Source organism: Candidatus Coxiella mudrowiae, from assembly GCA_001077715.1.
Lineage (GTDB): Bacteria > Pseudomonadota > Gammaproteobacteria > Coxiellales > Coxiellaceae > Coxiella > Coxiella mudrowiae.
The window spans coordinates 813,973-837,568 of the sequence record CP011126.1 but is presented as its reverse complement, the minus strand read 5'-3'; the positions used below and the strand labels follow the sequence as shown (position 1 = coordinate 837,568).

Genomic DNA, 23,596 nt, shown 5'->3' with positions numbered 1-23,596 from the left:
TATTTTAATCTAACTATAACTCATCAGGCACCACATTTTAGCAGAGGCTTATGTTTAGAAAGAAAAATAATTATCAAAAGACTTCAGGAGCTTACATTAGCGAAATTGATAAGCGTTTGGCTGATTTTAATCAAAACCACGCATGGTCAGCTACGCAGGTAGCCGAAATCAAGAAATATAAACGAATTTTTCATTTACAAAATACTCCTTCCCCCAGTGTAAAAAGAAAAACTTTATGGGATTTTGAGTAATAACTACAAGCCTTCCAGCAATTTCGTTAACTCTCCGCTTTTGAACAGTTCGCTAACGATATCACTTCCGCCAATAAACTCACCATTGATATAGAGTTGGGGAATCGTAGGCCAATTGGAAAAATCTTTAATTCCTTGACGAAGCTCGGATGACTCTAAAACGTTAAAGCTCGTAAAGTAGGCTCCACATTGGCGCAGAATATGAACCACACGTCCTGAAAAGCTGCATTGAGGAAAGTCAGGCGTTCCTTTCATATACAACACAATAGGGTTAGTTTCTATTTGTTGTCGAATTTCTTCTTGGGTACTCATTATTAACCTCTTTGTTAACGATTCCCAGCTAAATCTGGCTTAGTGATTTTTGTGATTTTTCTGCTCTGTAGGTCCATGGCTCATCTCTCACGTATCCTTGGTGCTAGTCACTCTAAAATCACTAAGCCAGATTTAGCTGGGAATCGTTTTATACTCATCCAGCGTATACGTTTTTAAAGAAAGGGCGTGAATATCGGATTCCATGCGATTCCCAAGAGCATCGTAAACCATACGATGACGAGCTACTCGGTTTTTGCCTTCAAATGCAGAACATAAAACCACTGCTTCAAAATGCTGCCCATCTCCCTCCACAAAAACAACTTGGCTCTCGGACAAACCAGCTTCAATCCAACTTTTGATATCATCCGCCGTTACCATAAGTGCTCACTGAAGTTGTTTTTGTTATAGAAATACGATTTTAATTTTAGGGCAATTAATAATAGCTTTAATTACATTTTTCGTTACACTATAATTTCCAGGGAGCTATTATGATATGACTTTTATTGTAATCGATAATTGTATACGTTGCAAGTACACAGACTGCGTGGAAGTCTGTCCTGTAGATTGTTTCCACGAAGGGCCCAACATGCTAGTCATCGATCCCGACGAATGCATTGATTGCAATCTTTGCGTTCCGGAATGCCCCGTCGATGCTATCTTTGCTGAAGACGACTTACCCGAAGAAAAGCAATCTTTTCTAAAACTCAATGCAGAACTTGCCAAGCAGTGGCCTATTATTACTGCCAAAAAAGAAGCTCCGGAAGACGCTGATGATTGGGCGGATACCCCCGACAAGCTTCAATATCTAGAACACGAATGGTCGGAATAAAAAAACGAGTCGATTTCGTTGCTACCGGGAAAAAGCTTATCAACGGGGATACCCTTCAAACAAATGCCACTCATTTTGTTCATACTATTAATTAAAAATAATATCCAGGCCCGGTCAGCGAATTATCGTTGAGGATGATCAACAAGAAATTAAGCAAGCCATTCGTTATTTATTTTCCAGTCACGAAGCCTTGCCTTGATTGATTATGATTGGAAAGTTTGGACCCACTGTTAATTATCGCACGCGTTATGTTCTTTCATCCGCTTTAAGTTGTCGCTTAGTTTTTCGTGAGGAAGCTTTGCAATGGATTGTTGATTGACTTACTAAATAAAGGATACCCTATTCTGGACACTAATCGTCAACAAGCGATTATTACCAGAAGGCGCCGAACCCATCCACAACACTAACGGAACAGCAGCAGCTTGCTATTTTCAGCACCAAGAGAAACACATTTTTATGTTACTAGGGCCACCAAAATAATGGTTTCCTATTTTTCACGACCTTGTTTTGCCGAAATTGCAAAAAAAACTATCCTTACAAAATTTATTGAAAATCTTGGCTGTTAATTAATGCTAATGAAGGGCTTTTAGCCAGTCAGTTAGAAAAATTAATGCGCGATTCCCAGTCCAATTTGGGATATTGTATCCAATCCCACTATTTGGAAATAAAATTATGGAGTGAAAACCAAGCAGTGCTGAAAGAATTTAACAGACACTTTTTACCTATTCTTAAACCTTACCTAGTCGACTAAAATCCTAGTCGACTAAAATAAGATAAATCTTCTCAAAACTCATTGCGATTAATGTATACCCCCTAGGGGAATCGCAAGTCGTTTAAAAGAAAAATGGTAAATTAAAAATGGTCCAAAAACTAAAAATATAATGGCATAATGGCATCAAAAATTAAACTTAAATGATGCTCCATTAGCCATTTACCGCGTAAAGTTGTTGGCAAAACAATAAGAAGAAAAAATAGATAGGCAGAGTATAAGACAAAAACTCGTAACCAGTTTTTATATCCTACCTAGCATGCACTTTAATGAAATCCTTCCCATACACTCAGCCGCTTCAACACCAATTAGAGTACAAAAGGAAAAAATAAAACAAAGAAAATCATCAAAGAGAAGCCAATAAAAACTAATACTAACAAAGTTCGAAAAGAGGTTAATGCACAAAAAAATAATGCAATTAAATTACTTAAGAAGTAACCAATAAAAAATAATAAACAAGCACCAATAATAAAAATAAAAAATTCCGAATACACTAATGAGAACTTAAAGTAGACATTTCTAAATACTTGAATTAATTTTATCAGTATGCCCTTAAAAATTGCATCGGCTTCATACAAAGCGACCACCCCACCCACAGATAAATTTCTAACAAAACGATAATGAAAAATAGGATCAAATACAACCAATGGCGGGAAGATATACTTCCCAAATGCGAATACAGATTTTTAATGACAGCGCCTAGTAGAGTTACAGGAAATATTGCTTTAAAAATAACTCCGTAATATTTTCAAAGACTGGCCAATTAAATAAGAAAGGGGCTCTTGCCCTGCAGGGTATAAACTCATTGCTAACACACTCTAGGAGCAAATCGCTCACCGTATTGTTGCTTCAAGCGTTCTAAAGTTTTTATTATTTCTTTCGTACCTATGCTTTTGGCATAATGAATAGGCCCTCCACGAAAAGGTCCGAAATCTGTACCGAATATAACTCCGGCGTCTGCCAGATCCTCATTTTCAACAACACTTTCATGCAAACATTTCATTACTTCGTTTAAAAGTCGTAATATTAATCGATTCGTCAAATCAGGAATTAGCAGACTCACTCGACATATTTTTTGCTCCTGCCTTTTCCGTCTCGATACTGATAAAATCCTTGGCCAGTTTTCACTCCGAGATAGCCTCTTTAACTAAAGCTTCCAACCTTTGAGCAATTTCATCCTCATAAAAACGGTTCAAATGATTGGCTACCGACAAACAAATATCCAATCCAACTTGATCCGCTAATTCAATAGGTCCCACTGGCATTCCGAAATCTACTGCCGCCTTATCAATTAATTCCATAGAAAATCCATCCATTAAATATCGATTAGCTTCTAACAAATACGCCATAATTGCCCGATTAACTAAAAAAATCCGGTCTAATGCTAACGAACAAAGGCAATTTATCAATCTCCCCTACAAAAGCTACCGCTTTTCAAAAATAGCAGGAGCCGTTTTTTGACCTTTCGCCACTTCAACCAAGGGCGGTTTTTGCTACTGGGTTGAAAAAATGAATCGCCACTAATCGTTCTGGATTTACTAATCGTTCTGGATTTTTTAAAATCGAAGCCAGCTCATCCAAAGAAAGACTGGATGCTGTTTGTTGCTAAAATGGCTTCCGATTTTAATTGCGGCTTAATTGATTTAAAGAGATTCTGTTTTACTTTTAGGTCTTCAAATACAGCTTCAATAATTAAATCTGCCGTACAAATCCCGTTCCCTTCTGCATCGGGTTGTAAACGATCCATCGCTTCTTGGATTAATCGAGGCACCTCCAACTTTTTCTTATACAAAGAATAGACTCGCCTAATGGCTGGCACTAGTTTTTCTGCGGATTGATCTTGTAAAGTTACCCACATTCTCTGAAGAGTACACCAAGCTGCAATATCCCTCCCCATCACACCCGAACCACCATAACTGCTATTTTCTATGAGCATTAATTTCACAATAGATTTGGCTTCTGTTAAATAACGATCTTGACTAACACCAGATTTCATCCAATTATCCACGATAGCATAAGGGGCAGGATAATGGGGGCTCGATTAACTCGGGAGTAGGTTTTTGTAAATCGAAATAATGAGCAGTGCGCTTTAATTCTCGTGGGCAACACACGGCTACTACATCCACAATACCTAATTTAGGAGCTTTTTTCGCGGAAATAGCCGCACCTTGTAACATGATGTTCATTGCTTTAGGTGCACCAATCAATTTAGGCAGACGAATGGTTCCACCCCCATCCTGGATGAATTCCTAATTTTACTTCCGGAAAGGCAATAATCCTGGCTTTATCATCTTTAGCCACCTGATAGCGACATGCTAAAGCCACTTCTAAGCCACCACCCAAACAAAAATCAGTAATCATGGTAACGGTTGGTATAGACAAGGCTTCCAATTTATCCAGTACTAATTAAGCCTGGTAAATGAGGTCAAAAGCTTCTTCTTCGTTTTTTAAATCTACAAATTGCTTAATATCAGCACAGGCAATAAATCCTATTTTCTTTCTGGATAATAAAATAACTGGTTTGGGTTTTTCGTCTACAAGGGAAATCAAGAATCTGATCAAATTCTGTGAAAATCTCTCGATTCATGGAATTAATCGACACATCTTCGCGGTCAATCGTAAGACAAAGAATTTCTTCATCGTCCGTTTTCATCCGCCAATGTTTGCAAGTTTATTTTTCAACCATAATTATTCCCTCTCCAATAAAATTTTTCCGCTTCCCCCCTCCAATGCAAAGAGCTGCAATGCCTCGTTTGGCTTTTTTACGTTTTAATATCTCTAATAAATGAAGCACTAAGCACGCACCACTAGTTCCAACGCCCACGCCGTTATACAAGCCAATACGGTAGCTACAAAGGCTTCATTAATTTCCTAATAATCAATATCTTCGAGCATCAATTGATTACGCTGCAAAAACAGGTCCAAGTCCATTACCTCGGGTGCTAGAGCAGCGCATTGCACATCTCTAATTCGCACTAAAAATAGGCAAATTATATTTTTTTACTGCTTTTCACTCGCCACAATAACCAGGCTGGATCCATCGGTTACCTGCGAACTATTTCCAGCGGTTTACTTGGCCAAATTTACGATCAAAAAATAAGCTTTAATTTCGCTATTTTTTCCATCTTAGCGCGATAGCGGTTAAAAATAGCTGGAAAGAAATTATTGATTACTTACTCACTCTGCTGACCATTCAGCAGTAGATTAAAAATATAGCAGAAGAGCAGCTGAGGTAGGTTGTGAAGCCGCTCAAAACGGGCATTGGGATTGCCTCCTGACCTTAGGGCAAGCAGGCGTACACTTTCCGCCTTCCTTCCTCCTGAAGGGCTAACTCCGATTCAAGCTACTGCTTTGGTAGGAGCTTTGGGGAACATTCAGTTTTTTCTTAGCGAAAAAGAAAATCCTCAATACTCAATATAAAAATACCTTAAAAAATATTCAAACCTACGAAGGTTCGAAAGCCCTCTATTTAGCAGAAAAAAACAAACATAAAGATTTTGTTATCGCTTTACTTAAGGCCGAGACAAAACTTTCTAATCCCCCAATCGATTATTTCTCAAGAAGAGGCACAAGTCATAAACTTTGTGTTAAAGGCCCAAAGGAAATAGAATGAAAAGAAAACCAACCGAGAAGCGAAAGAAAATTTTGTTCGTTGTTTTTTAACTTAAAAGTCACCCATATATTGCGAGAACGAAATGTAATAATTTGGGAAGAACCCCCCCTAACCCTCCAACCCTCCCTAGCTCATTCGCTCGAACTATATTTAGAGGTTCTTCATTTGCTTGTTCATTTATTATCCTGTAGCAGTGTGATTTGAACCCACTAGGGAAAAGCAGTTATAATCTCAGCGTTTGTGCGCCATGAGCTTGAAGTTAGTGGATAATTATCTCCTCTAAATTTCTGGTCATGCCAGGAGATGTTATGAACAATATTCATGCTTACAAACGACGCATTGGTCCAATTGGTTTAATGATGTCTGCTGTGAGCGCTATGATTGGTTCCGGATGGCTCTTTAGCTTCTTGTACGTGGGCCGTTTAGCGGGACCTGCTTCAATCCTAGCTTGGATTTTCGGGGGAGTGTTGGTAGTGATTGTCGCACTCACCTATGCAGAAATAGCCACCATGTTTCCCATTACTGGGGGGAGTACGCGATTTCCCCAATTAACTCATGGAACCTTCGTCAGCTTATTTTTTGGCTGGATTACGTGGTTTAATTTAATGACAGCCCCAGCCACTGAAGTTCAGGCGATGATCCAATATTCTACCAACTACTGGCCCGATTTGATTCGCCAACATGGCGCTGGCGTACATGGGTTGAGTTCAGAAGGTTATCTTATCGCTACGTTTATGATGATGGGCTTTAGCTTGATTAATATTTATTCCATCCGCTTCATTACTCGTCTCAATAACATTTTCTCATTTTGGAAGTTAATTATTCCCATTTTGACTGCTATTGTGCTTATGATCGTGTCTTTTCATCCACATAATTTTGCTAATCTCCGATACGGTGGATTCCTCCCCAATGGTTGGAAAGGAGTTTTCGCTGCGTTAGCCACTGGAGGCATTTTGTTTGCTTTTAATGGTTTTAAACAGGCGGTGGAACTCGCAGGGGAGGCAGAAAATCCAAGCCGTACTGTTATGGTTGCTATTCTTGGCAGTTTAGCTATCGTATTAATTATTCATTTACTATTTCAAATTGGTTTCATTGGTGCCTTAAGTCCTCACAGCTTATCAAAAGGTTGGCTCTACATACATTTTATTGGTGATGCAAGGCCTTTAGCTGGGCTTTTGATGACGCTAGGCCTCTCTTGGATGGCAATTTTGATTTATGTCGATGCGCTAGTGGCCACAAGTGCCGCAGGTCTTGTCTATAGTACCAGTGCAGCGCGAACTTTGTATGGATTAAGCACTAACCGCCAATTACCTAAATTTTTGCAAGAGGTAAATAAAAAAGGGATTCCTGCCAAAGCCGTTCTTATTAATTTTATTGTTGGCATGACATTTTTCTTACCCTTCCAAGGATGGTATGCTATGGCGGAATTCATGTCATCAATTATCGCCCTTTCTTACATCACGGGGCCTATTTGTTGTTTATCGCTGCGTTATCAATTGCCAAACCATAAACGAGTTTTTCGTTTACCATTAGCAACGATATGGAGTTTCATTGGCTTTTATATTTGTACTCTCATCATATATTGGACAGGCTGGGGTGTCGTTTCTAAATTGGGAATTAGTTTGGTGGTGTCTTTTTTGCTCTTCATCATTTATCGATTGTTTTCTGAACGCCCTCGTGGCATCCATATGAATTGGCGCGCTTCTCTTTGGATGTGGCCTTATCTAATTGGACTGAGCCTTATTTCCTATTTAGGCTCTTACGGTGGAGGGCGCGAAGCGATTTCCTTTGGCTGGGATTTTTTATATCTTGGTATTTTATCGCTTATTTCCCTTTATCTGGCTGTTTCGTTTCGAGCCAGTGATAAGCATGTGAAAGATACACTCGCTCGTTTCGAAGAAGAAGTGACCACGGGTATTCCAACGACGGTGCCCGATGAAGAAGTGGAAAGTCATTGAATAAAACGAAAAAGGTTATCTTAGCTGAATGATGCTTAACGCTTTGCCAAAGATGAATCCAGATATTGATTAGTGCATTGATTACTGTGTAGAATTTGATCACTCATGAAGAAGCTTTACATTAAAACACACGGCTGCCAGATGAATGAGTACGATTCTGCCAAAATGGCGGATGTTCTTCATGTTTCTCATGGCCTGGAGTTGACTTCTAATCTCGAAAGCGCGGATGTTCTATTACTTAACACATGCTCTGTACGAGAAAAAGCTCAAGAAAAAGTATTTTCTGAATTAGGGCGATGGAGGCCCTTAAAAGAAAAACGACCTCATGTGATCATTGGCGTTGGAGGTTGTGTGGCAAGCCAAGAAGGAGATAGTATTTTAAGATGTGCCCCCTTTGTAGACATCGTTTTCGGGCCACAGACCTTACACCGATTGCCGGAACTGTTAAAGAAAGTAGCCCAATTTAAAAAATCGGTTATAGACATAACTTTCCCGGAAATTGAAAAATTTGATCGCTTGCCTGAACCTCGCGCAGAGGGTCCCTCAGCTTTTGTTTCCATTATGGAAGGATGCAGCAAATATTGTACCTTTTGCGTGGTCCCTTATACACGGGGTGAGGAAATTAGCCGGCCATTTGATGACGTCATTGCTGAAGTCGTCAGTTTAACCCAGCAAGGCGTTCGAGAAATTACCTTGCTCGGTCAAAATGTTAATGATTATCGTGGTCTTATGCATGACGGGCAGATAGCCGACTTAGCTTTACTCATTCATTATTTGGCGGCCATCGAAGAAATAAAGAGAATTCGCTTTACCACTTCTCACCCTTCTGCTTTTTCAGAAAATTTAATTGATGCTTATGCCGAAGAGCCCAAACTGGTCAATCACCTCCATTTACCGGTCCAAAGTGGTTCTGACCGAATCTTAGTGGCTATGAAACGTAACTATACCACCCTCGAATTTAAATCCAAAATTCGTAAACTGCGTCAGGTTCGACCTAGCATTAGTATTTCTTCAGATTTTATCGTCGGTTTTCCGGGAGAGACAGAGGCAGATTTCCAATCTACCATAAATTTCATTCACGAGATTGGTTTCGACCATTCTTTCAGTTTTATTTATAGTCCTCGCCCGGGTACGCCTGCTGCCCAATTACCCGATGATGTCCCTCTTACGGTTAAAAAAGAACGTTTAGCAATTTTACAAAATCGTATCCAAATAAAAGCTGCGGAAATCAGCCAATCGATGGTAGAAACTCAACAACGGGTTTTAGTTACGGGACCCTCAAAAAAATACCCTGATCAACTCAGCGGTCGAACAGAAAATAATCGAGTGGTGAATTTTGTAGGAGAAGGAGCATTGATTGGAAAAATGGTGACAATTAGAATTAAAGAAGCCCGCCTAAATTCCTTGTTGGGCGAAGTGTGTTAAGGACGATAAGTTGGAACCTTCTGAATCAACACGACGGATCAAATTAACGCCAGATAACAATAAACGGCTCGCCAGGCTTCGCGGTCAATTTGATGAAAATTTGCATTTGATTGAACGCTATCTCGGGGTAGAAATTAATAATCCCAGCAATAACTTCGAAATTATTGGCATTCCCAATTGGCATTCCCAAGTCTGTAGACAAAGCGGCAGAAGTGTTGAAAAGTCTTTATAAAGAAACAGCCTATCGACGAAATATTACAGCCAATGAAGTTTTGCTGCATATTCAAGAAATCAATTATCAAACTCCCGAAAGTTCGCATAAAGAAAAAGCCGAATACGAACTTAAAGTCAGCCAATTACGGGTGAAGGCACGTACCCCTAATCAACAGCATTACCTCAATGCCATGCAGAAGTACGATATTAATTTTGGGATTGGTCAATCAGGAACTGAGAAAACATTTCTGGCTGTTGCATGTGCAATTGCAGCTTTAGAAAAAGAAGAAGTTTCCCGCACTGTGTTAACACGTCCTGCTGTGGAAGCTGGAGAAAAATTGGGTTATTTGCCTGGAGATTTAACCCAAAAAATTGATCCTTACTTATGTCATTTATACGACGTGCTTTTTGAGATGCTGGGGCTTGTTAAAGTAAATCAATTATTAGAAAAAGGAAGCATTGAAATTGCACCATTGGCGTATATGCGCGGGCGAACATTAAACGATTTATTTCTGATTTTGGATGAAGCACAAAACGCCACTAAAGAACAAATGAAAATGTTTTTAACTCGTATAAGTTTTCGTTCTAAAGCGGTAATCACAGGAGATGGCAGCCAAACTGATTTGCCCAAATATACAGAATCCGGTTTACGACACGCTATTCCCCTATTGCGGGACATTGATGAAATCCAATTTACTTTTTTCAAATCAAATGATATTGTTCGTCACCCTGTGGTTCAGCGGATTATCGAAGCATACGAAGAAGAGAATGAAGCTTCATATTGAAGTCCAAAATGCAACCCAATTTTCTTCCCTTCCTACTCTTTCACAATTACAGAAATGGGTCAATACTGCTTTTCAATTTGTTCCAGCAACCTTAGATAAAAATTTATCCGAATTAACAATTCGCTTTATTGACCGCGAAGAAAGCGCCGTATTGAACGAAACTTATCGCCACAAAAAAGGGCCCACGAATATTTTGTCTTTTTCCGAAGACCCTATTCTTGGCTTGTCCTCGGATTCACTTGGAGATTTAGCTATCTGCGCTCCTATAGTCGCCGAAGAGGCTGAAGCACAAAATAAATCCTTAGAAGCTCATTTTGCCCATCTTGTCATTCACGGAGTATTACATTTGTTAGGATACGATCATATCGAAATACAAGAAGCCGCAGAAATGGAAGGATTAGAAATTAACATATTGTCTCAGCTCGGCTATCTCAGCTATAAGGATCCTTATGAAGATGGGTAATATTTGTTATACAATAATCCCTTTTATAAAACCAGTGAAAAACAATGAGCGACGAACCACACCCGCACCGATCCTGGCTAGAACGCTTAAGTCACGTTTTACTACGAAAACCCAAAGACCGTGAATAATTAATTGAACTCCTTCACGATGCGAAAGAACGTGAACTGCTAACTGCTCAATCGCGAGGCATTAGCGATGATTGAAGGTGTTTTAAAAGTCTCCGAAATGAAAGTTCGTGATGTCATGATTCCTCGTGCTCAAATGGTAGTAATCAATCATGATGCCCCTCCCCGTCAGCGCTCCCTCTTATCATTGATTCCAAAAATTCTCGTCGCTTTCCGGTAATTAGTGAAAGCCGTGATGAAGTGATTGGCATTTTACTTGCTAAAGATTTTCTTCAATATACTATTGAAGAAAAATAAGCAAAAATTCAAATTAAAGATCTCGTACGGCCGGCTGTTTTTATTCCCGAGAGTAAACTGCTAGACATTTTATTGAAAGAATTTCGATTAAAACGCTACCATATGTCTATTATGGTCGATGAGTATGGTGGCGTTTCCAGACTAATTACTATTGAAGATGTTTTGGAACAAATTGTCCGTAGTATTGAAGATGAAACTGATGTCGTAGAGGAAGAACCTAATATTACTCAACTTAGTGAAAATGAATTTATCGTCCAAGCACTGACGCCAATTGAAGATTTCAACGATTATTTTGGAACTAAAATTAGTAAAGAAAATTTCGATACAATTGAGTGATTGAAATCAATTCCTTAAAAATAACCATCATGTTAGCTAATAAACGAAGTATCCAATTACTTCGTTTAACCTGGAAGATTGCCGAGAATGAATAAAATTTTTTTTAACCTTTTCGCAATACTCGCTGGCGCTCTCTTAGCTCTAGCTTTTGCGCCAGCCAATTGGTTTCCAATTGCTTTTATTTCTCCAGCAATTTTATTATCCATCTGGGAGCGTTACACTCCTTTACAAAGTTTATGGCGAGGATGGTTATTTGGTTTGGGATTTTTTGGAATCGGGACCTCCTGGATTTATGTCAGCATACATAAATTTGGAAATGCTAATGTTCCTTTAGCAGTTTTAATTACTATCCTGTTTATTTTTATTTTATCAGTATTTATTGCCATCCAGGGTTTTTCCTTTTCTTTACTTTTCCGTCGCAAATCAATGGTGACAACTTCATTGTTTGCTTTTCCCGCTTGGTGGGTAATTTGGGAATGGCTTCGAAGTGAATTGTTCACTGGTTTTCCCTGGCTTTTTCTGGGGTATAGCCAAATTCATTTTCCTTTAAAAGGTTTTGCTCCTCTTATTGGGGTCTATGGCGTATCCTTAATTGTGGCTTTAATTAGTGGATGTCTGTATCTTTTATTTTTTTATAAAGAGATCAAAATAAAAATATTAAGCGTTCTTGTTATTGTCATTTTGCTACTTATGGGAGGAAGTTTGACAACCAGACAATGGACCCACCCTCAAAAAAAGATTCTTCAAGTAAGTATAGTTCAAGGGAATATCTATCAAACCATTAAGTGGGATATTAACTGCTTATTTTCAATTCTTCACACCTATTATGCGGAAACATCGAAACACTGGCAAAGTGACATTATTGTATGGCCCGAAGCCGGAATTCCTATTTATTCTCAACAAATTCCTTCTTTTATGGATTCCTTGAATAAAAAAGCAAAGGAAAATCAAACAGCTCTCATTGCTGGAATTCCAATTTATCACGAAAAAACTCAACAAGTTTTTAATGGGCTTACAGTTTTAGGTGAGGGACATGGACTTTATTTAAAACGTCATTTAGTACCTTTCGGAGAATATCTGCCGCTTACCAGATTGTTTTCTAGCGTAATAAAATATTTCAATATCCCTATGTCAGACTTAAGCTCCGGACCATGGAACCAGCCCGCTATTTATGCAAAAAATATTTCCTTTGCTCCTTTTATTTGTTATGAAATTGCTTATCCATTTGAAGTACTAAATAGTATGGAGGGAAAAGCATTTATCGTGGTAGTGAGCGATGATAGTTGGTTTAATGACACTATCGCTTCTGCTCAACAACTCCAAATTACCCAGATGCGCGCTTTAGAAACAGGACGTTATTTGATCTATAGCACTAACACAGGTATAACTGCAATTATAGATCCCTCAGGAAAAATACACCAATCGGTTCCACAAAATAAACTTATTGTCTTGACGGGTCAAATAACACCAATGAGTGGAAAAACTCCCTTAATGAAATGGAACTACTACCCTATATTAGGGATAGTAATTATTTTTCTTTTGCTAGAATTAATTTAGAGCTTATTTTAGGTATCATATCAGGGGTTTTAGAAGAAATAAAAGGAATATTTTCAGGCCGATTCGTGTTTGGTAAAGATTTTAAATAGGGTGTTGCCAAAGGAATGTCACTTCGAGTGAAAATTAAATTAGGATCAGCAATAAGCACTCCCTCTCGAATTGAATTCGCTCGAGTACCCAAGGGGCTTATAAAATCGATGCTAAATTTATTTTTTTCAAAATCCGGATATTCTCAAAAAAAGTTGTTCAAATCGATAATTGCTACCGCTCAATTTCGTAAGACCGAATAAATTACCGAATTGTTGGTAGACCGTGAAGAGATTAACCAGTGTTTTTAGGTGTAGATCGATATATTGTTTAAATATACCTGCTTTTTCTAAAAAATACCTTCACGAATTACATGAACTCCTGCATCGGCTATATTTACTTTAATTTGCTTGGTTTCCAATCCTTTCTTTAACCATTGTAAAAAAGCAAAAGCATTAGAGTAAGCTGTTGCAGGAGATTCATTAAGTTACACGAGGATAGCAGGCAAGGTATCAATAAACCGTCTCCCGCATGTTTGAATAATTGAATGGTATAGAAAATCTTCCAGATCCTTCCGTATCCTATCCTCCTAAAGAGTTGTAGCCAATCATCTGAAAAAAATTAGCCTATCGCTCTAGATAACCACAAAAATCCCTCTTTATATAAGAGCTAGTGAGCTAAAACAGGAGTGATGGAAGAAGCATTTCGCTGATAAGCAGAAGAGAAAAAGACATAATTTTATAAAAATCTGCTTTTTTTTGATTGCCGTTAAAGGGCCCTCAAAAGGATTCCATTCATTAACGAAATTTCCCTCTTCATCAGTAATAAAAAGCTTTTGATTGACGACTACATTGACCACCTTTAGCAGAAAAGCGGTTGAGAATACCGCATAACGTTCCTATGCAGTCGCACTGGGAAGTGCTGGTTAAAGGTAATGTTTCTAATGAATTTACCCCCGTAAATAAGCCTTCATTCATTAAACTGCCTAAGGGGGTTCCCCTAAACTCGTAGGCAAAATCTGTAAAAAATCGACAAATCGTTTTACTAATCCCTCATAGAAAAATTCATATTGGGAAGTAGTCAGGTGGCTTAATTTTGATAAGTGCTGCAACAAAAATTGATGACGCTTGCTCTCGAGCAAAAATGAAGAGGGATACACGAGGATTAACATCCCTGGTCTATAAAATTGGACTCTTGGGAGCCAAATAACTAGTCCTGCTTTTTCTAATAAACACCAATTCTGCTCCTAGACCACTCTCCGTTTTGGTAAATCCTTCCTCTCCATAGAAACCTCTCTTTACCTTAACAATTATTTTTTGTACAATAGACTATTATTAACAATAGTCAACTTTTTAATCAAATTTAATATTTCCTTAAGCTACGGCGCTACTTCCATCAGCTTAACCACTGAGGTATCCTAGCTGACTATGAATTCACCCTATACCCAATTAGATATTGAGCAAGCTGCCCAAAATTACTGGAAAGAAAATGAATGCTTTGAAATTAAAGAAGATTTAAGCAAAGAAAAATTTTACTGTTTAGCAATGCTTCCCTACCCAAGCGGGGAGCTCCATATGGGACATGTCCGCAACTATACCATTGGAGATCTAATTGCTCGTTACCAATTTCATAAAGGCCGAAATGTCTTGCAATCCATGGGATGGGATGCCTTTGGTCTACCCGCAGAAAATGCCGCTATTCAACGAAAACTGCCTCCAGCGAAATGGACCCGTAGAAACATAAAAAGAATGCGAAAACAATTTAGACAATTGGGTTTTGCTTACGATTGGTCCCGAGAAATTGCTACTTGTGATCCTAGCTATTACCGGTGGGAACAATGGCTCTTTCTCCAGCTCTACAAAAAAGGTCTCACTTACAAAAAAAACTCCATCGTTAATTGGGACCCTGTTGATGAGACCGTGTTAGCTAATGAGCAAGTAATTAATGGACGGGGATGGCGTTCAGGTGTCCCTGTAGAACAGCGCGAAATCTCTCAATGGTTTTTTAAAATTACCAATTATAGTGAAGAGCTTCTTAAAGATCTCGATGAATTGAAAGAGTGGCCCAAACAAGTTATTACAATGCAACGGAATTGGATTGGTCAATCTCACGGGGCAACAGTAATTTTTGCTCTAGAAAAAAGTCCCGATAAATTAGAGATTTTCACTACGCGTCCAGATACTCTCATGGGAGTTTCGTATATTGTAATAGCTCCTGAACATCCTCTTGCAAAAGCACGCGCTAAAAAAAGCAAAAAAGTGGCTGCTTTTTTAAAAAAATGCGGACAAACATGTGTGGCGGAAGCGAATGTAGCTACTCAAGAAAAAGAAGGCATTGCAACGGGTCTTTTTGCCATTCATCCGATCACTCAGGAAAAATTACCTATCTGGATTGCGAATTTTGTCTTAATGGAATACGCTTCCGGCGAGGTCATGGCAGTGCCGGCTCACGATGAACGTGATCATGCATTTGCTCTGAAATACAATCTGCCCATTAAGCCAGTTATTAAACCTATTCACGAGAGTGAATGGAATTACGATCAAACCGCTTATATTAGTCCCGGAAAACTTTTTAACTCAGGACCATTTGACGGGATTGACTCAGAAAAAGCGTTCGATGTCATTGTAGATTATTTAAAAACCCACAGACGCGGTAATCGACAAACAAATTATCGCTTGCGTGATTGGGGTATTTCGCGCCAACGCTATTGGGGAACACCCATTCCTATTGTTTATTGCAAAAGTTGCGGCACCGTTCCAGTACCCGAAAATCAACTTCCTGTCCTCTTGCCAGAAAATATAATTCCCACTGGCCATGGCTCTCCGTTAAAAGAGAGCCCCGAATTTTATAAAACCAAATGTCCGGTCTGCGATAAAGCCGCTGTACGTGAAACAGATACAATGGATACTTTTGTCGAATCCTCCTGGTATTACGCTCGTTATACTTGTCCCGATCAAGATAGTGCCATGCTAGATGATCGCGCTAAATATTGGACTCCCGTAGACCAGTATGTTGGAGGCATTGAACATGCTGTCATGCATTTGCTTTACGCGCGCTTCATTCATAAAGTGCTCCGAGATCTTGGTTTGTTAAATTCTAATGAGCCCTTTTCACGATTACTTACTCAAGGGATGGTTTTAAAAGATGGTGCAAAAATGTCAAAATCCAAAGGAAATGTAGTTACCCCTCAATCATTGGTAAAAAAATACGGATCGGATACTGTTCGGCTTTTTATAATTTTTGCCGCTCCACCAGAACAAGATTTAGAATGGTCAGATAATGGTGTCGAAGGTGCCCACCGTTTTCTAAAAAAATTGTGGAGTTTCTCTGATCGGGTTAAAGATACTCTACTAGCCATTAATAAGCAAAAAGAACGAAACTATTACCAATGGGAAACTTCTGAGCACAAGCACATTCGACAAGCGGTACACGAACATTTACTACAAGCTAATAACGATATAGAGCGTTATCAATTTAATACAGTCGTTTCGGCTACAATGAAAATTTTAAATTTACTTATAAAATTAACCACAGACAATGAGGCAGAATCACGTTTAATTCATGAAGGTTTAGGAATATTATTGCGCTTGTTGTCGCCTATTACCCCTCATATTACCCACTTTCTTTGGCAATCCTTAGGATTTGGGGAAAATATTTTAAATTCTTCCTGGCCTAAGCCAAATTCAAAAGCCCTACAAACTTCTCAAGTTGAAATGGTTGTTCAAATCAACGGGAAATTACGAGCTCGAATTCAAGTTTCTTCGGATACTTCGGACGAATTAATTGAAAACGCTGCCTTAAATCAAGATAATGTCCAACGTTATATTTCTGATAAAAAAATTAAAAAAGTCATTGTCGTACCTCAAAAATTGGTCAACATCGTGGTATAAAACGCATGGCAAATAAAATCCGAGCGATTTTCATTCTTTTAATTGGTACGCTTATTTGTAGCACAGTGGCAGGATGTGGATTTAAACTACGATCGCCCAATGATATTCCTCCCTATCTTTGTATTCTTTATATTGATTCTCCTAATCCCTATGATCTACTTACTATTCAATTAAGCCGGACGCTTCAAGCATTAAACGTCCACTTAACTAAAACAAGAGAAGACGCTCCGGTTATCCTTCGAATTATTAATATCAATTGGGAACCTCTCATCCCTGCTATTTTATATAGCAGCACAGGAACATTTTACACTTATTTATTAAGTGTTGACTTTGACTTAGAAACAGTCAACGGGCAAATATTAATGGGTCCTAAAAATTTAACTTTACGACGTCGGTTAATACAAAATACTAATCAAATATATACTCCTAACGCTACCCGACTAATGAAGCAAGAGATGACCAGAACGATGGTGTCTTTGATTTATAAAGATTTAGTTACTTTCCCCCACCCGTCCCCCCATAGGAGATAGTGAGGAACTTTATTTCCCCTTCCGTTTGCGGAAGGGGGCAAGGGCAAAACTGGAGGTAAAATGCAAATATCATCCAAGCAACTTGACACCCATCTAAACCAAAAATCACTTTTACCCATTTATCTTATATGTGCAGACAGCCCACTTTTGGTACAAGAAACTCGGGATAGCATTCGAAAGGCTGCCCGGCAGCAAGGCTTCCAGCAAGGAGAATTATTCTTTATTGAAACGGGATTTAATTGGAAAGCACTCGACACTGCTATCGACAATTTCAATCTCTTCAGTGAGAAAACATTTATTGAAATACGGAACCCTCAAGCAAAATTTGACGAGAGAGGAACTCAAATATTACTACGCTATTTGGAGAACCCACCACCTAACAAACGATTGCTAATTGTTACTAACAAACTAACAGCCACACAACAGAAAACCAGGTGGTATAAAGCTGTTTCTGAATTAGGGGCGGTTATCCCACTTTGGCCAATATCCACTCAAGAATTGCCGACCTGGATTGCACAACGTTTTAAAAAATTTGATCTAACTGTCGACATGGAAAGTATAAATCTTCTTGCGGAATTGACAGAAGGAAATTTATTAGCCACCCAACAAGCGATAGAAAAATTGCGTTTACTTTATCAAAATAAACCAATCCCCCCACAATCCGTAAGCACTGTCATTAATGATAACGCATGCTTTACGGTTTTTGATTTAACAGAAGCTGCATTGTTAGGTAAAATATCACGAGTTACTCGAATTTTGTTAGCTTTGAAGTTTGTCGACAAAGAAGCTGCTCCTTTAGTATTGTGGTCGCTTACCCATGAATTACGCAACCTTTATATGCTTTTTAAGGAACTTAAAAATGGAAAATCCCTCTCACAATTATTAGCATCGCAATGGCAAACGCGTAAGCAACCTTTGAAAATGGCGCTCTCACGCCTCAATCCCCAACTTATTGCCAAATTATTGCAACACTCAAAACAAGTAGATTGGATTATAAAGGGGATAATTCCTGGCAATGCTTGGCAAGAATTAGAGACATTAAGTTTAGCTATTGCAGGGAAGGAATTACGATGAGCTTCCCATTATTAGGATTATTTGGAGGAACATTCGATCCAATTCATAACGGACACATAGACATTCTTAGTCAATTAGTAGAAAAACTTACTTTCAAAAACATTCAATTAATCCCTTGTGGACAACCGCCTCATCGCCCACAACCTATAGCCAGTCCAATAGACCGCTTAGAAATGATAAAACACACTATCAGTAATCGTTCTATTTTTTCTGTTAATGATGTCGAAGTTGTAAGAAAAGAAATTTCTTATACCATTTATACTCTCCAATATTTACGAAATTCATTTCCCGATCACTCCCTATGTTTCATTCTTTCCACCGCCGCTTTTGCTGATTTTAATCTCTGGCACCACTATACAGAATTTTTAACCTATTGTCATTTGATCGTGATAAATCGAGAAAATTACTATTTACCTACCGCGAAATGGTTAGAAATCTTACTCCAACATCGAACCGAAGATCCTGATGATCTGGCAGAATTTCTCTCAGGAAAAATATTGTTTCAACAACTTCATACTTACCCAATTAGCGCCACTGAAATTAGAGGTTATTTAGCGAAAGGTAATTACTCGGCTGTAGAATCCATGCTCCCTAAAAGCGTACTTGAATACATAAAAAAGTATGGTCTTTATCGATAAATGCGCTGGATTTAAAAAAAATTAATAACTTTTTAATTATTAATTAGTTATAACTTACGTAGGCGAATTTACGGACAAGGATATGCTAAAGTTTTATGTAGGGAATGAGGAGAAAATATATGGGAAAATTAAAATCGTGTTTTTCAACTTTGTTAGTAGCTTCCCTTTTGTTAGTAGCTTCCCTACTAGCTGCCTGTGAGTTCGACTTTATCCACACCAGGGCAAAACTCCCAAATCAACAAATCTACTCAATTAGCTCAATATTATTCTTATCGCCGAGGGGTCTGGGTTGTTATCAACCTGTTCGGGTTTCCCGATAGGGAGGGAGATCTTCATTGGCGCCATCATGAAAGGTTACGGTACGTAAGTTGTGGTATTTACCCGTCGTCCCCCTGTCATTTCTTCGGGATGCACCAGTACGGTTGCTACCACGATTATCGGCAAGCAAGACATGCTGTTTGGCAATGCAGTCCGCACCTGTAAGGTATTGTCATACTTTAATACTCCCAGGAGTCTGGAAACGTACAGCCGAAATCCTCTTTATTTCCTATTTGACTCTTCTGCGGGATTTTCGGCTAACATTTTGAGCTTAACGAGTAGCCCTTAACTCTTCCCCCGATCCAGCTTGTTCGGAATGAGGAATCCAGCTATGATTGAGAATTTTTACCTTATGGAGTAATACACAGCCAATGAAAAGTGGTGAACTTGTTAAGTTAGTCATTAATACTTTAGATGAGCAAAAAGGGTTACAAATCAGCGAATTCGACGTCACGGCCCTAACCGATCTAGCCGATCATGTCATCATTTGTAGTGCCACTTCAAAACGCCACGCTAATGCATTAGCTGATAAGGTCATTCGCCGAGCGAAAGAAAATGGAGTACGGCCTCTTGGAGTAGAGGGTGAAACTGAAGCAGAATGGATCCTAATTGATCTACATGATGTGATTATCCACATCATGCTTCCCGAAGTCCGCAATTTTTATAGTCTCGAAAAGTTGTGGAGTATGGTAGAAAACGCTCGTTAACGTTATGAAGATTAATCTCATTGCCATAGGGAAAAGGTTATCAGATTGGGTCAATTATGTTGATCGTCTACCTCGGAATTTCGCTTTAAATCTTATTGAAATTCCAGCATTAAGGTGGACTAAAAACGCCGATCTCGCAAAAATAATTCTTAAAGAAAGCCAAATTCTGCTTGAAGCCATTTCTAAAGAGGGTGAAATTATCGTTCTTAATAGAACTGGGGAAGAAATTAATACACTAATTTTATCCCAAAAAATGGCGGACTGGCGGGACAAAGGTCGAGCAATAAATTTGTTAGTTGGAGGTCCAGAAGGACTTGTACCTCTTTGTTTTGAAAAAGCCAATTGGGTTTGTTCCCTTACTCAATTAACTCTGCCTCATCCATTAGTTCGTATTGTTATTGCAGAGCAAATTTATAGAGCTTGGAATATATGGCCAATCATCCTTATCATCGTTAATGACAAAATACCAACGTATGAGAAAAGTACGATTGGCCCTTAAAAATATTCAATTTGAAACGCGATTATTTAAAAATCGTAGTTTTAGCGCGTTTTTCTTTATTCTTTTCTTTGTCTTCGCTCTTATAGGACACTTGATTTATCTCCAAATTAAAAGCCATTACTTCTACTCCACATTGTCTCAGGATAATTTATTAAATGTTATACCTATCCAACCTAACCGCGGTTTAATCTTCGATCGAAATGGAGTACTTTTGGCGAAGGATATTCTAGCTTATACATTAGTTATTATTCCGAATGATACTAAGCATTTGGATGAAATAATAAAACGATTAACAAAAATTATTCCAATCTCTAACGAAGAAGTGAAACAATTTCATCATATTTTATATCAATACCGTCCTTATCAACCCGTTCCTATAAAATATAAATTAACTAACGAAGAAGTTGCTCGTTTTTATGTTAACAGTTATCAATTTCCGACTGTGCGTATTGAAACACAAATGATGCGTTATTACCCCCTGGCCGATACTACCAGCGACGTCTTAGGTTATGTGGGGCGAATCAATCCCCGTGAATTACATCAAGTTGGTGCAGAGTGTTACACCACTGATGATGTGATTGGAAAAACCGGTATTGAAAAATACTATGAAAAACAACTTCATGGAAAAATGGGCGCTGAAGAGGCTGAAATCAATGCCAGTGGACGGGCCGTACGTATTTTAAAGGAAATTCCCCCTGTACCTGGGGATACTATTTATTTGACTATTGACAGTAAATTACAAGCCGAAGCAAAAAAGGTTTTGGGTGATAAAAGCGGTGCTATCGTCATTATGCAACCAGACACGGCACAAGTTTTAGCTCTAGTCACTAATCCCAGTTTTGACTCCAACCCTTTTGTATCGGGATTAAGTCAAGAAGAATACCAAAAATTGCTAAATTCACCCGACCACCCCCTTTACAATAGGGCCATTCGGGGGCAGTTTGCTTCTGGCTCAACCGTGAAACCTTTTTTAGCGTTAATGGGGTTAGATGAGGGAATTATAACCCCACAATATCAAATTTATGATCCGGGTTGGTTTCAACTGCCTAACACTCACCATATTTATCACGATTGGCGAATAGGAGGACATGGATGGGTTAATGTAAGTAGAGCCATTACCGTTTCGTGCGATGTTTATTTTTATAACCTAGCGGTAGCTTTAGGTATTGAACGCATGGACGCTATATTACATCGCTTTGGTTTTGGTTACTTAACAGGCATCGATTTACTTGAAGAGGTCCCCGGGCTTGTACCTTCTCCACATTGGAAAATGGGATTCAAAGGTTACCCTTGGTATACGGGAGACACCATAGAAACAGGTATTGGAGAAGGATTTTTTCTTGTTACCCCTTTGCAACTGGCTCAAGCGGTTAGCATCTTGGCTGAACGGGGCAAACGATATCGTCCCTCGTTGTTATTAAAAACCATCATGCCAAATGGAAATGAAAAAGTCCAATCACCTATTTCAGAGCCGCCGGTGATATTAAAAAATCCCCTCAACTGGGATATTGTCATCCATGCTATGCAAGATGTAGTCGATAAACCTTGGGGTAGTGCTGAATTTTTTGGCAAACATCCGGGATTCTCTGTTGCAGCTAAAACCGGAACCGCTCAAGTTTATGGTCATCAACACGAAGAAGACAAAAGCCGAACCAATATTCCCAAACGACTACGCAATAATCATCTTTTCATCGCTTTCGCCCCAGTAGAACACCCGCAAATTGCCGTCGCAGTAGTGGTTGAGCATAGTGCCATGGCTGATAAAATGACGGGGGAGATTATGAATTATTATTTTAAAACATCCAAAAAGGAATGATCAAAAACTTAATCCCATTTAGTCCCTTAAATTACGAAACGCAACTTAAACGACGAGTCGCTCAGCTGCGCTGGCAGTCATTACATATTGATCCTTGGCTAGTGGTTCTGGTTTCTGTTCTTGCTGTGTTTGGTCTTTTTATTTTGTTCAGTGCCAGCAACCAAAATTTGAGTGTTATGATTAAGCAACTATCCTGGCTATTAGTCGGTTTTATGGTGATGTTCTTCTTTGCTCATATTTCTCCGAAATTTTATTATCAATGGACACCTTGGGCATTCAGTTTTGGATTGTTTCTATTAATTAGCGTATTGGCTTTTGGAAATATTGGTAAAGGGGCACGACGTTGGTTTGATTTGGGATTTTTTCATTTACAGCCTTCTGAAATTATGAAACTGGCCATGCCCATGATGCTTTCTTATTATTTCAGTAATAAAAAATTACCCCCTCAGAAAACACCCTTATTTTTTTCTCTGGTACTTTTAATATTCCCTGCTATTCTAACTGCGAAACAACCTGATTTGGGAACCGCCATAATCATAGGAATTTCAGGCTGGTCCGTTTTATTATTAGCCGGAATAAATTGGCGATTAATTTTGGTTTTTCTTGCTTTAGGTGCGTTGAGTACGCCCCTCTTCTGGCATTTTATGCATCCTTACCAAAAAGAGCGGGTGTTAACCTTCTTTAACCCAGAAAGGGATCCTTTAGGAAGCGGCTATCATATTATACAATCAAAAATCGCTCTCGGTTCTGGGGGTCTATTTGGCAAAGGATGGCTACATGGGACACAATCACATCTTCAATTTTTACCGGCTCATGCGACTGATTTTATTTTTGCCGTGAGCGGCGAAGAGCTTGGTTTTATTGGCTGTCTTATCTTGCTTACCCTTTTCTTAGTTATTTTTATCCGCTGTTTATATATAAGCAATCAAGCTCAGGATACTTATGGCCGTTTATTAAGCGGAAGTTTAAGTTTAACATTTATTTTGTCTGCATTAGTTAATACAGGAATGGTTGTTGGTATTTTACCAGTTGTCGGTGTACCCCTGCCGCTTATTAGCTATGGAGGCAGTTCTATTATTACGACAATGGCCGGATTTGGTATTATCATGTCGATACATACACATAAAAAATTATGGCCTAGTTAATTTAGGCAGAGTAGTTGCT

Annotated in this window: 23 protein-coding genes and 4 pseudogenes; 16 read left to right on the top strand and 11 right to left on the bottom strand. The window is 38.8% G+C overall.

What is annotated here, in order from left to right; all coding sequences use genetic code 11:
• Positions 1–50: 50 nt before the first annotated feature.
• Complete coding sequence (locus CleRt_RS04075; protein ID WP_048875195.1) at positions 51–251, top strand: CBU_0585 family protein; 201 nt, start codon at positions 51–53, stop codon at positions 249–251.
• Between the two features lie 3 nt (positions 252–254).
• On the opposite strand, the gene grxD is transcribed toward CleRt_RS04075, so the two are convergent.
• Both grxD and CleRt_RS04065 read right to left on the bottom strand, forming a co-directional pair.
• Positions 255–563, bottom strand: a complete 309-nt coding sequence (gene grxD / locus CleRt_RS04070) for a Grx4 family monothiol glutaredoxin (RefSeq protein WP_048875194.1) — start codon at positions 561–563, stop codon at positions 255–257.
• A 132-nt stretch (positions 564–695) separates the two neighbouring features.
• Complete coding sequence (locus CleRt_RS04065; protein ID WP_048875193.1) at positions 696–941, bottom strand: BolA family protein; 246 nt, start codon at positions 939–941, stop codon at positions 696–698.
• Between the two features lie 115 nt (positions 942–1,056).
• On the opposite strand from CleRt_RS04065, the gene fdxA reads away from it, so the two are divergent.
• Positions 1,057–1,392, top strand: a complete 336-nt coding sequence (fdxA, locus tag CleRt_RS04060) for a ferredoxin FdxA (RefSeq protein WP_048875192.1) — start codon at positions 1,057–1,059, stop codon at positions 1,390–1,392.
• A 1,577-nt stretch (positions 1,393–2,969) separates the two neighbouring features.
• Here fdxA and CleRt_RS11750 read toward each other — a convergent pair.
• The 8 genes and pseudogenes from CleRt_RS11750 to CleRt_RS14045 all read right to left on the bottom strand — a co-directional run.
• Positions 2,970–3,224, bottom strand: a complete 255-nt coding sequence (locus CleRt_RS11750; RefSeq protein ID WP_235379192.1) for a hypothetical protein — start codon at positions 3,222–3,224, stop codon at positions 2,970–2,972.
• Positions 3,225–3,285: 61 nt separating this feature from the next.
• Positions 3,286–3,570, bottom strand: coding sequence for a 3-hydroxyacyl-CoA dehydrogenase family protein (locus CleRt_RS11745; RefSeq protein ID WP_235379191.1), 285 nt, complete (start codon positions 3,568–3,570; stop codon positions 3,286–3,288).
• A 64-nt stretch (positions 3,571–3,634) separates the two neighbouring features.
• A complete protein-coding gene (locus CleRt_RS13245) occupies positions 3,635–3,742 on the bottom strand; it encodes a hypothetical protein (RefSeq protein ID WP_306686813.1) in 108 nt (35 codons plus the stop codon).
• The gene (locus CleRt_RS13240) at positions 3,735–4,157 is read right to left on the bottom strand and encodes a 3-hydroxyacyl-CoA dehydrogenase NAD-binding domain-containing protein (protein WP_306686812.1); all 423 of its coding nucleotides are present in this window, start codon (positions 4,155–4,157) and stop codon (positions 3,735–3,737) included. The genes CleRt_RS13245 and CleRt_RS13240 overlap by 8 nt, the downstream gene beginning before the upstream one ends.
• Positions 4,158–4,161: 4 nt before the next feature.
• Positions 4,162–4,338, bottom strand: a complete 177-nt coding sequence (locus tag CleRt_RS11735) for a hypothetical protein (protein WP_235379190.1) — start codon at positions 4,336–4,338, stop codon at positions 4,162–4,164.
• Positions 4,339–4,369: 31 nt separating this feature from the next.
• On the bottom strand, positions 4,370–4,543 hold the full coding sequence (locus CleRt_RS11730) for an enoyl-CoA hydratase-related protein (protein WP_235379189.1): 174 nt from the start codon (positions 4,541–4,543) through the stop codon (positions 4,370–4,372).
• Between the two features lie 24 nt (positions 4,544–4,567).
• On the bottom strand, positions 4,568–4,711 hold the full coding sequence (locus CleRt_RS11725; RefSeq protein WP_235379188.1) for a hypothetical protein: 144 nt from the start codon (positions 4,709–4,711) through the stop codon (positions 4,568–4,570).
• Positions 4,712–4,849: 138 nt separating this feature from the next.
• A pseudogene (locus tag CleRt_RS14045) lies at positions 4,850–5,286 on the bottom strand (thiolase family protein); the annotation flags it as partial.
• 796 nt (positions 5,287–6,082) lie between these two features.
• Here CleRt_RS14045 and CleRt_RS04045 point away from each other — a divergent pair.
• The 6 genes and pseudogenes from CleRt_RS04045 (at position 6,083) to lnt (ending at position 12,933) form a co-directional block, all read left to right on the top strand.
• Complete coding sequence (locus CleRt_RS04045) at positions 6,083–7,732, top strand: APC family permease (protein ID WP_048875191.1); 1,650 nt, start codon at positions 6,083–6,085, stop codon at positions 7,730–7,732.
• A 105-nt stretch (positions 7,733–7,837) separates the two neighbouring features.
• A complete protein-coding gene (miaB, locus tag CleRt_RS04040; RefSeq protein ID WP_048875190.1) occupies positions 7,838–9,157 on the top strand; it encodes a tRNA (N6-isopentenyl adenosine(37)-C2)-methylthiotransferase MiaB in 1,320 nt (439 codons plus the stop codon).
• 10 nt (positions 9,158–9,167) lie between these two features.
• Positions 9,168–10,155 (top strand): annotated as a pseudogene (locus tag CleRt_RS04035) (PhoH family protein).
• Positions 10,139–10,618 (top strand): rRNA maturation RNase YbeY, encoded by a 480-nt coding sequence (gene ybeY, locus CleRt_RS04030; protein ID WP_048875189.1) that lies wholly within the window; start codon positions 10,139–10,141, stop codon positions 10,616–10,618. The pseudogene CleRt_RS04035 and the gene ybeY overlap by 17 nt, the downstream one beginning before the upstream one ends.
• A gap of 44 nt (positions 10,619–10,662) precedes the next feature.
• Positions 10,663–11,471, top strand: a pseudogene (locus CleRt_RS04025) (CorC family transporter).
• Positions 11,464–12,933, top strand: coding sequence for an apolipoprotein N-acyltransferase (gene lnt, locus CleRt_RS04020; RefSeq protein WP_048875188.1), 1,470 nt, complete (start codon positions 11,464–11,466; stop codon positions 12,931–12,933). The pseudogene CleRt_RS04025 and the gene lnt overlap by 8 nt, the downstream one beginning before the upstream one ends.
• 376 nt (positions 12,934–13,309) lie before the next feature.
• On the opposite strand, the pseudogene CleRt_RS11715 reads toward lnt, so the two are convergent.
• Positions 13,310–13,396: pseudogene (locus tag CleRt_RS11715) on the bottom strand (conjugal transfer nickase/helicase domain-containing protein); the annotation flags it as partial.
• Between the two features lie 991 nt (positions 13,397–14,387).
• Here CleRt_RS11715 and leuS point away from each other — a divergent pair.
• From leuS to rodA, 8 genes are all read left to right on the top strand, one after another.
• The gene (leuS, locus tag CleRt_RS04010) at positions 14,388–16,850 is read left to right on the top strand and encodes a leucine--tRNA ligase (RefSeq protein WP_048875187.1); all 2,463 of its coding nucleotides are present in this window, start codon (positions 14,388–14,390) and stop codon (positions 16,848–16,850) included.
• Between the two features lie 5 nt (positions 16,851–16,855).
• Complete coding sequence (locus CleRt_RS04005) at positions 16,856–17,380, top strand: LPS-assembly lipoprotein LptE (RefSeq protein ID WP_048875186.1); 525 nt, start codon at positions 16,856–16,858, stop codon at positions 17,378–17,380.
• A 60-nt stretch (positions 17,381–17,440) separates the two neighbouring features.
• Positions 17,441–18,454 (top strand): DNA polymerase III subunit delta, encoded by a 1,014-nt coding sequence (gene holA, locus CleRt_RS04000; protein ID WP_048875185.1) that lies wholly within the window; start codon positions 17,441–17,443, stop codon positions 18,452–18,454.
• Complete coding sequence (nadD, locus tag CleRt_RS03995; protein ID WP_048875184.1) at positions 18,451–19,092, top strand: nicotinate-nucleotide adenylyltransferase; 642 nt, start codon at positions 18,451–18,453, stop codon at positions 19,090–19,092. The genes holA and nadD overlap by 4 nt, the downstream gene beginning before the upstream one ends.
• A gap of 689 nt (positions 19,093–19,781) precedes the next feature.
• Positions 19,782–20,117, top strand: coding sequence for a ribosome silencing factor (rsfS, locus tag CleRt_RS03990; RefSeq protein WP_048875183.1), 336 nt, complete (start codon positions 19,782–19,784; stop codon positions 20,115–20,117).
• 4 nt (positions 20,118–20,121) lie between these two features.
• Positions 20,122–20,616 carry a 23S rRNA (pseudouridine(1915)-N(3))-methyltransferase RlmH gene (gene rlmH / locus CleRt_RS03985; protein ID WP_235379185.1) on the top strand — a complete coding sequence of 165 codons (495 nt, stop codon included), beginning with the start codon at positions 20,122–20,124 and terminating at the stop codon, positions 20,614–20,616.
• Positions 20,591–22,432, top strand: coding sequence for a penicillin-binding protein 2 (gene mrdA / locus CleRt_RS03980; RefSeq protein WP_048875783.1), 1,842 nt, complete (start codon positions 20,591–20,593; stop codon positions 22,430–22,432). Before rlmH ends, mrdA begins: the two co-directional genes overlap by 26 nt.
• Positions 22,429–23,577: a rod shape-determining protein RodA gene (gene rodA / locus CleRt_RS03975; RefSeq protein WP_048875182.1), complete on the top strand. Its 1,149-nt coding sequence runs from the start codon at positions 22,429–22,431 to the stop codon at positions 23,575–23,577. Before mrdA ends, rodA begins: the two co-directional genes overlap by 4 nt.
• Positions 23,578–23,596: the final 19 nt, after the last annotated feature.

Excerpts from the sequence above, each read along its gene's own strand:
- CleRt_RS04075 (WP_048875195.1), top strand. The coding sequence starts at position 51 with ATGTTTAGAAAGAAAAATAATTATCAAAAGACTTCAGGAGCTTACATT.
- grxD (WP_048875194.1), bottom strand. The coding sequence starts at position 563 with ATGAGTACCCAAGAAGAAATTCGACAACAAATAGAAACTAACCCTATT.
- CleRt_RS04065 (WP_048875193.1), bottom strand. The coding sequence starts at position 941 with ATGGTAACGGCGGATGATATCAAAAGTTGGATTGAAGCTGGTTTGTCC.
- fdxA (WP_048875192.1), top strand. The coding sequence starts at position 1,057 with ATGACTTTTATTGTAATCGATAATTGTATACGTTGCAAGTACACAGAC.
- CleRt_RS13240 (WP_306686812.1), bottom strand. The coding sequence starts at position 4,157 with ATGAAATCTGGTGTTAGTCAAGATCGTTATTTAACAGAAGCCAAATCT.
- CleRt_RS11735 (WP_235379190.1), bottom strand. The coding sequence starts at position 4,338 with ATGTTACAAGGTGCGGCTATTTCCGCGAAAAAAGCTCCTAAATTAGGT.
- CleRt_RS04045 (WP_048875191.1), top strand. The coding sequence starts at position 6,083 with ATGAACAATATTCATGCTTACAAACGACGCATTGGTCCAATTGGTTTA.
- miaB (WP_048875190.1), top strand. The coding sequence starts at position 7,838 with ATGAAGAAGCTTTACATTAAAACACACGGCTGCCAGATGAATGAGTAC.
- ybeY (WP_048875189.1), top strand. The coding sequence starts at position 10,139 with ATGAAGCTTCATATTGAAGTCCAAAATGCAACCCAATTTTCTTCCCTT.
- lnt (WP_048875188.1), top strand. The coding sequence starts at position 11,464 with ATGAATAAAATTTTTTTTAACCTTTTCGCAATACTCGCTGGCGCTCTC.
- leuS (WP_048875187.1), top strand. The coding sequence starts at position 14,388 with ATGAATTCACCCTATACCCAATTAGATATTGAGCAAGCTGCCCAAAAT.
- CleRt_RS04005 (WP_048875186.1), top strand. The coding sequence starts at position 16,856 with ATGGCAAATAAAATCCGAGCGATTTTCATTCTTTTAATTGGTACGCTT.
- holA (WP_048875185.1), top strand. The coding sequence starts at position 17,441 with ATGCAAATATCATCCAAGCAACTTGACACCCATCTAAACCAAAAATCA.
- nadD (WP_048875184.1), top strand. The coding sequence starts at position 18,451 with ATGAGCTTCCCATTATTAGGATTATTTGGAGGAACATTCGATCCAATT.
- rsfS (WP_048875183.1), top strand. The coding sequence starts at position 19,782 with ATGAAAAGTGGTGAACTTGTTAAGTTAGTCATTAATACTTTAGATGAG.
- rlmH (WP_235379185.1), top strand. The coding sequence starts at position 20,122 with ATGAAGATTAATCTCATTGCCATAGGGAAAAGGTTATCAGATTGGGTC.
- mrdA (WP_048875783.1), top strand. The coding sequence starts at position 20,591 with ATGAGAAAAGTACGATTGGCCCTTAAAAATATTCAATTTGAAACGCGA.
- rodA (WP_048875182.1), top strand. The coding sequence starts at position 22,429 with ATGATCAAAAACTTAATCCCATTTAGTCCCTTAAATTACGAAACGCAA.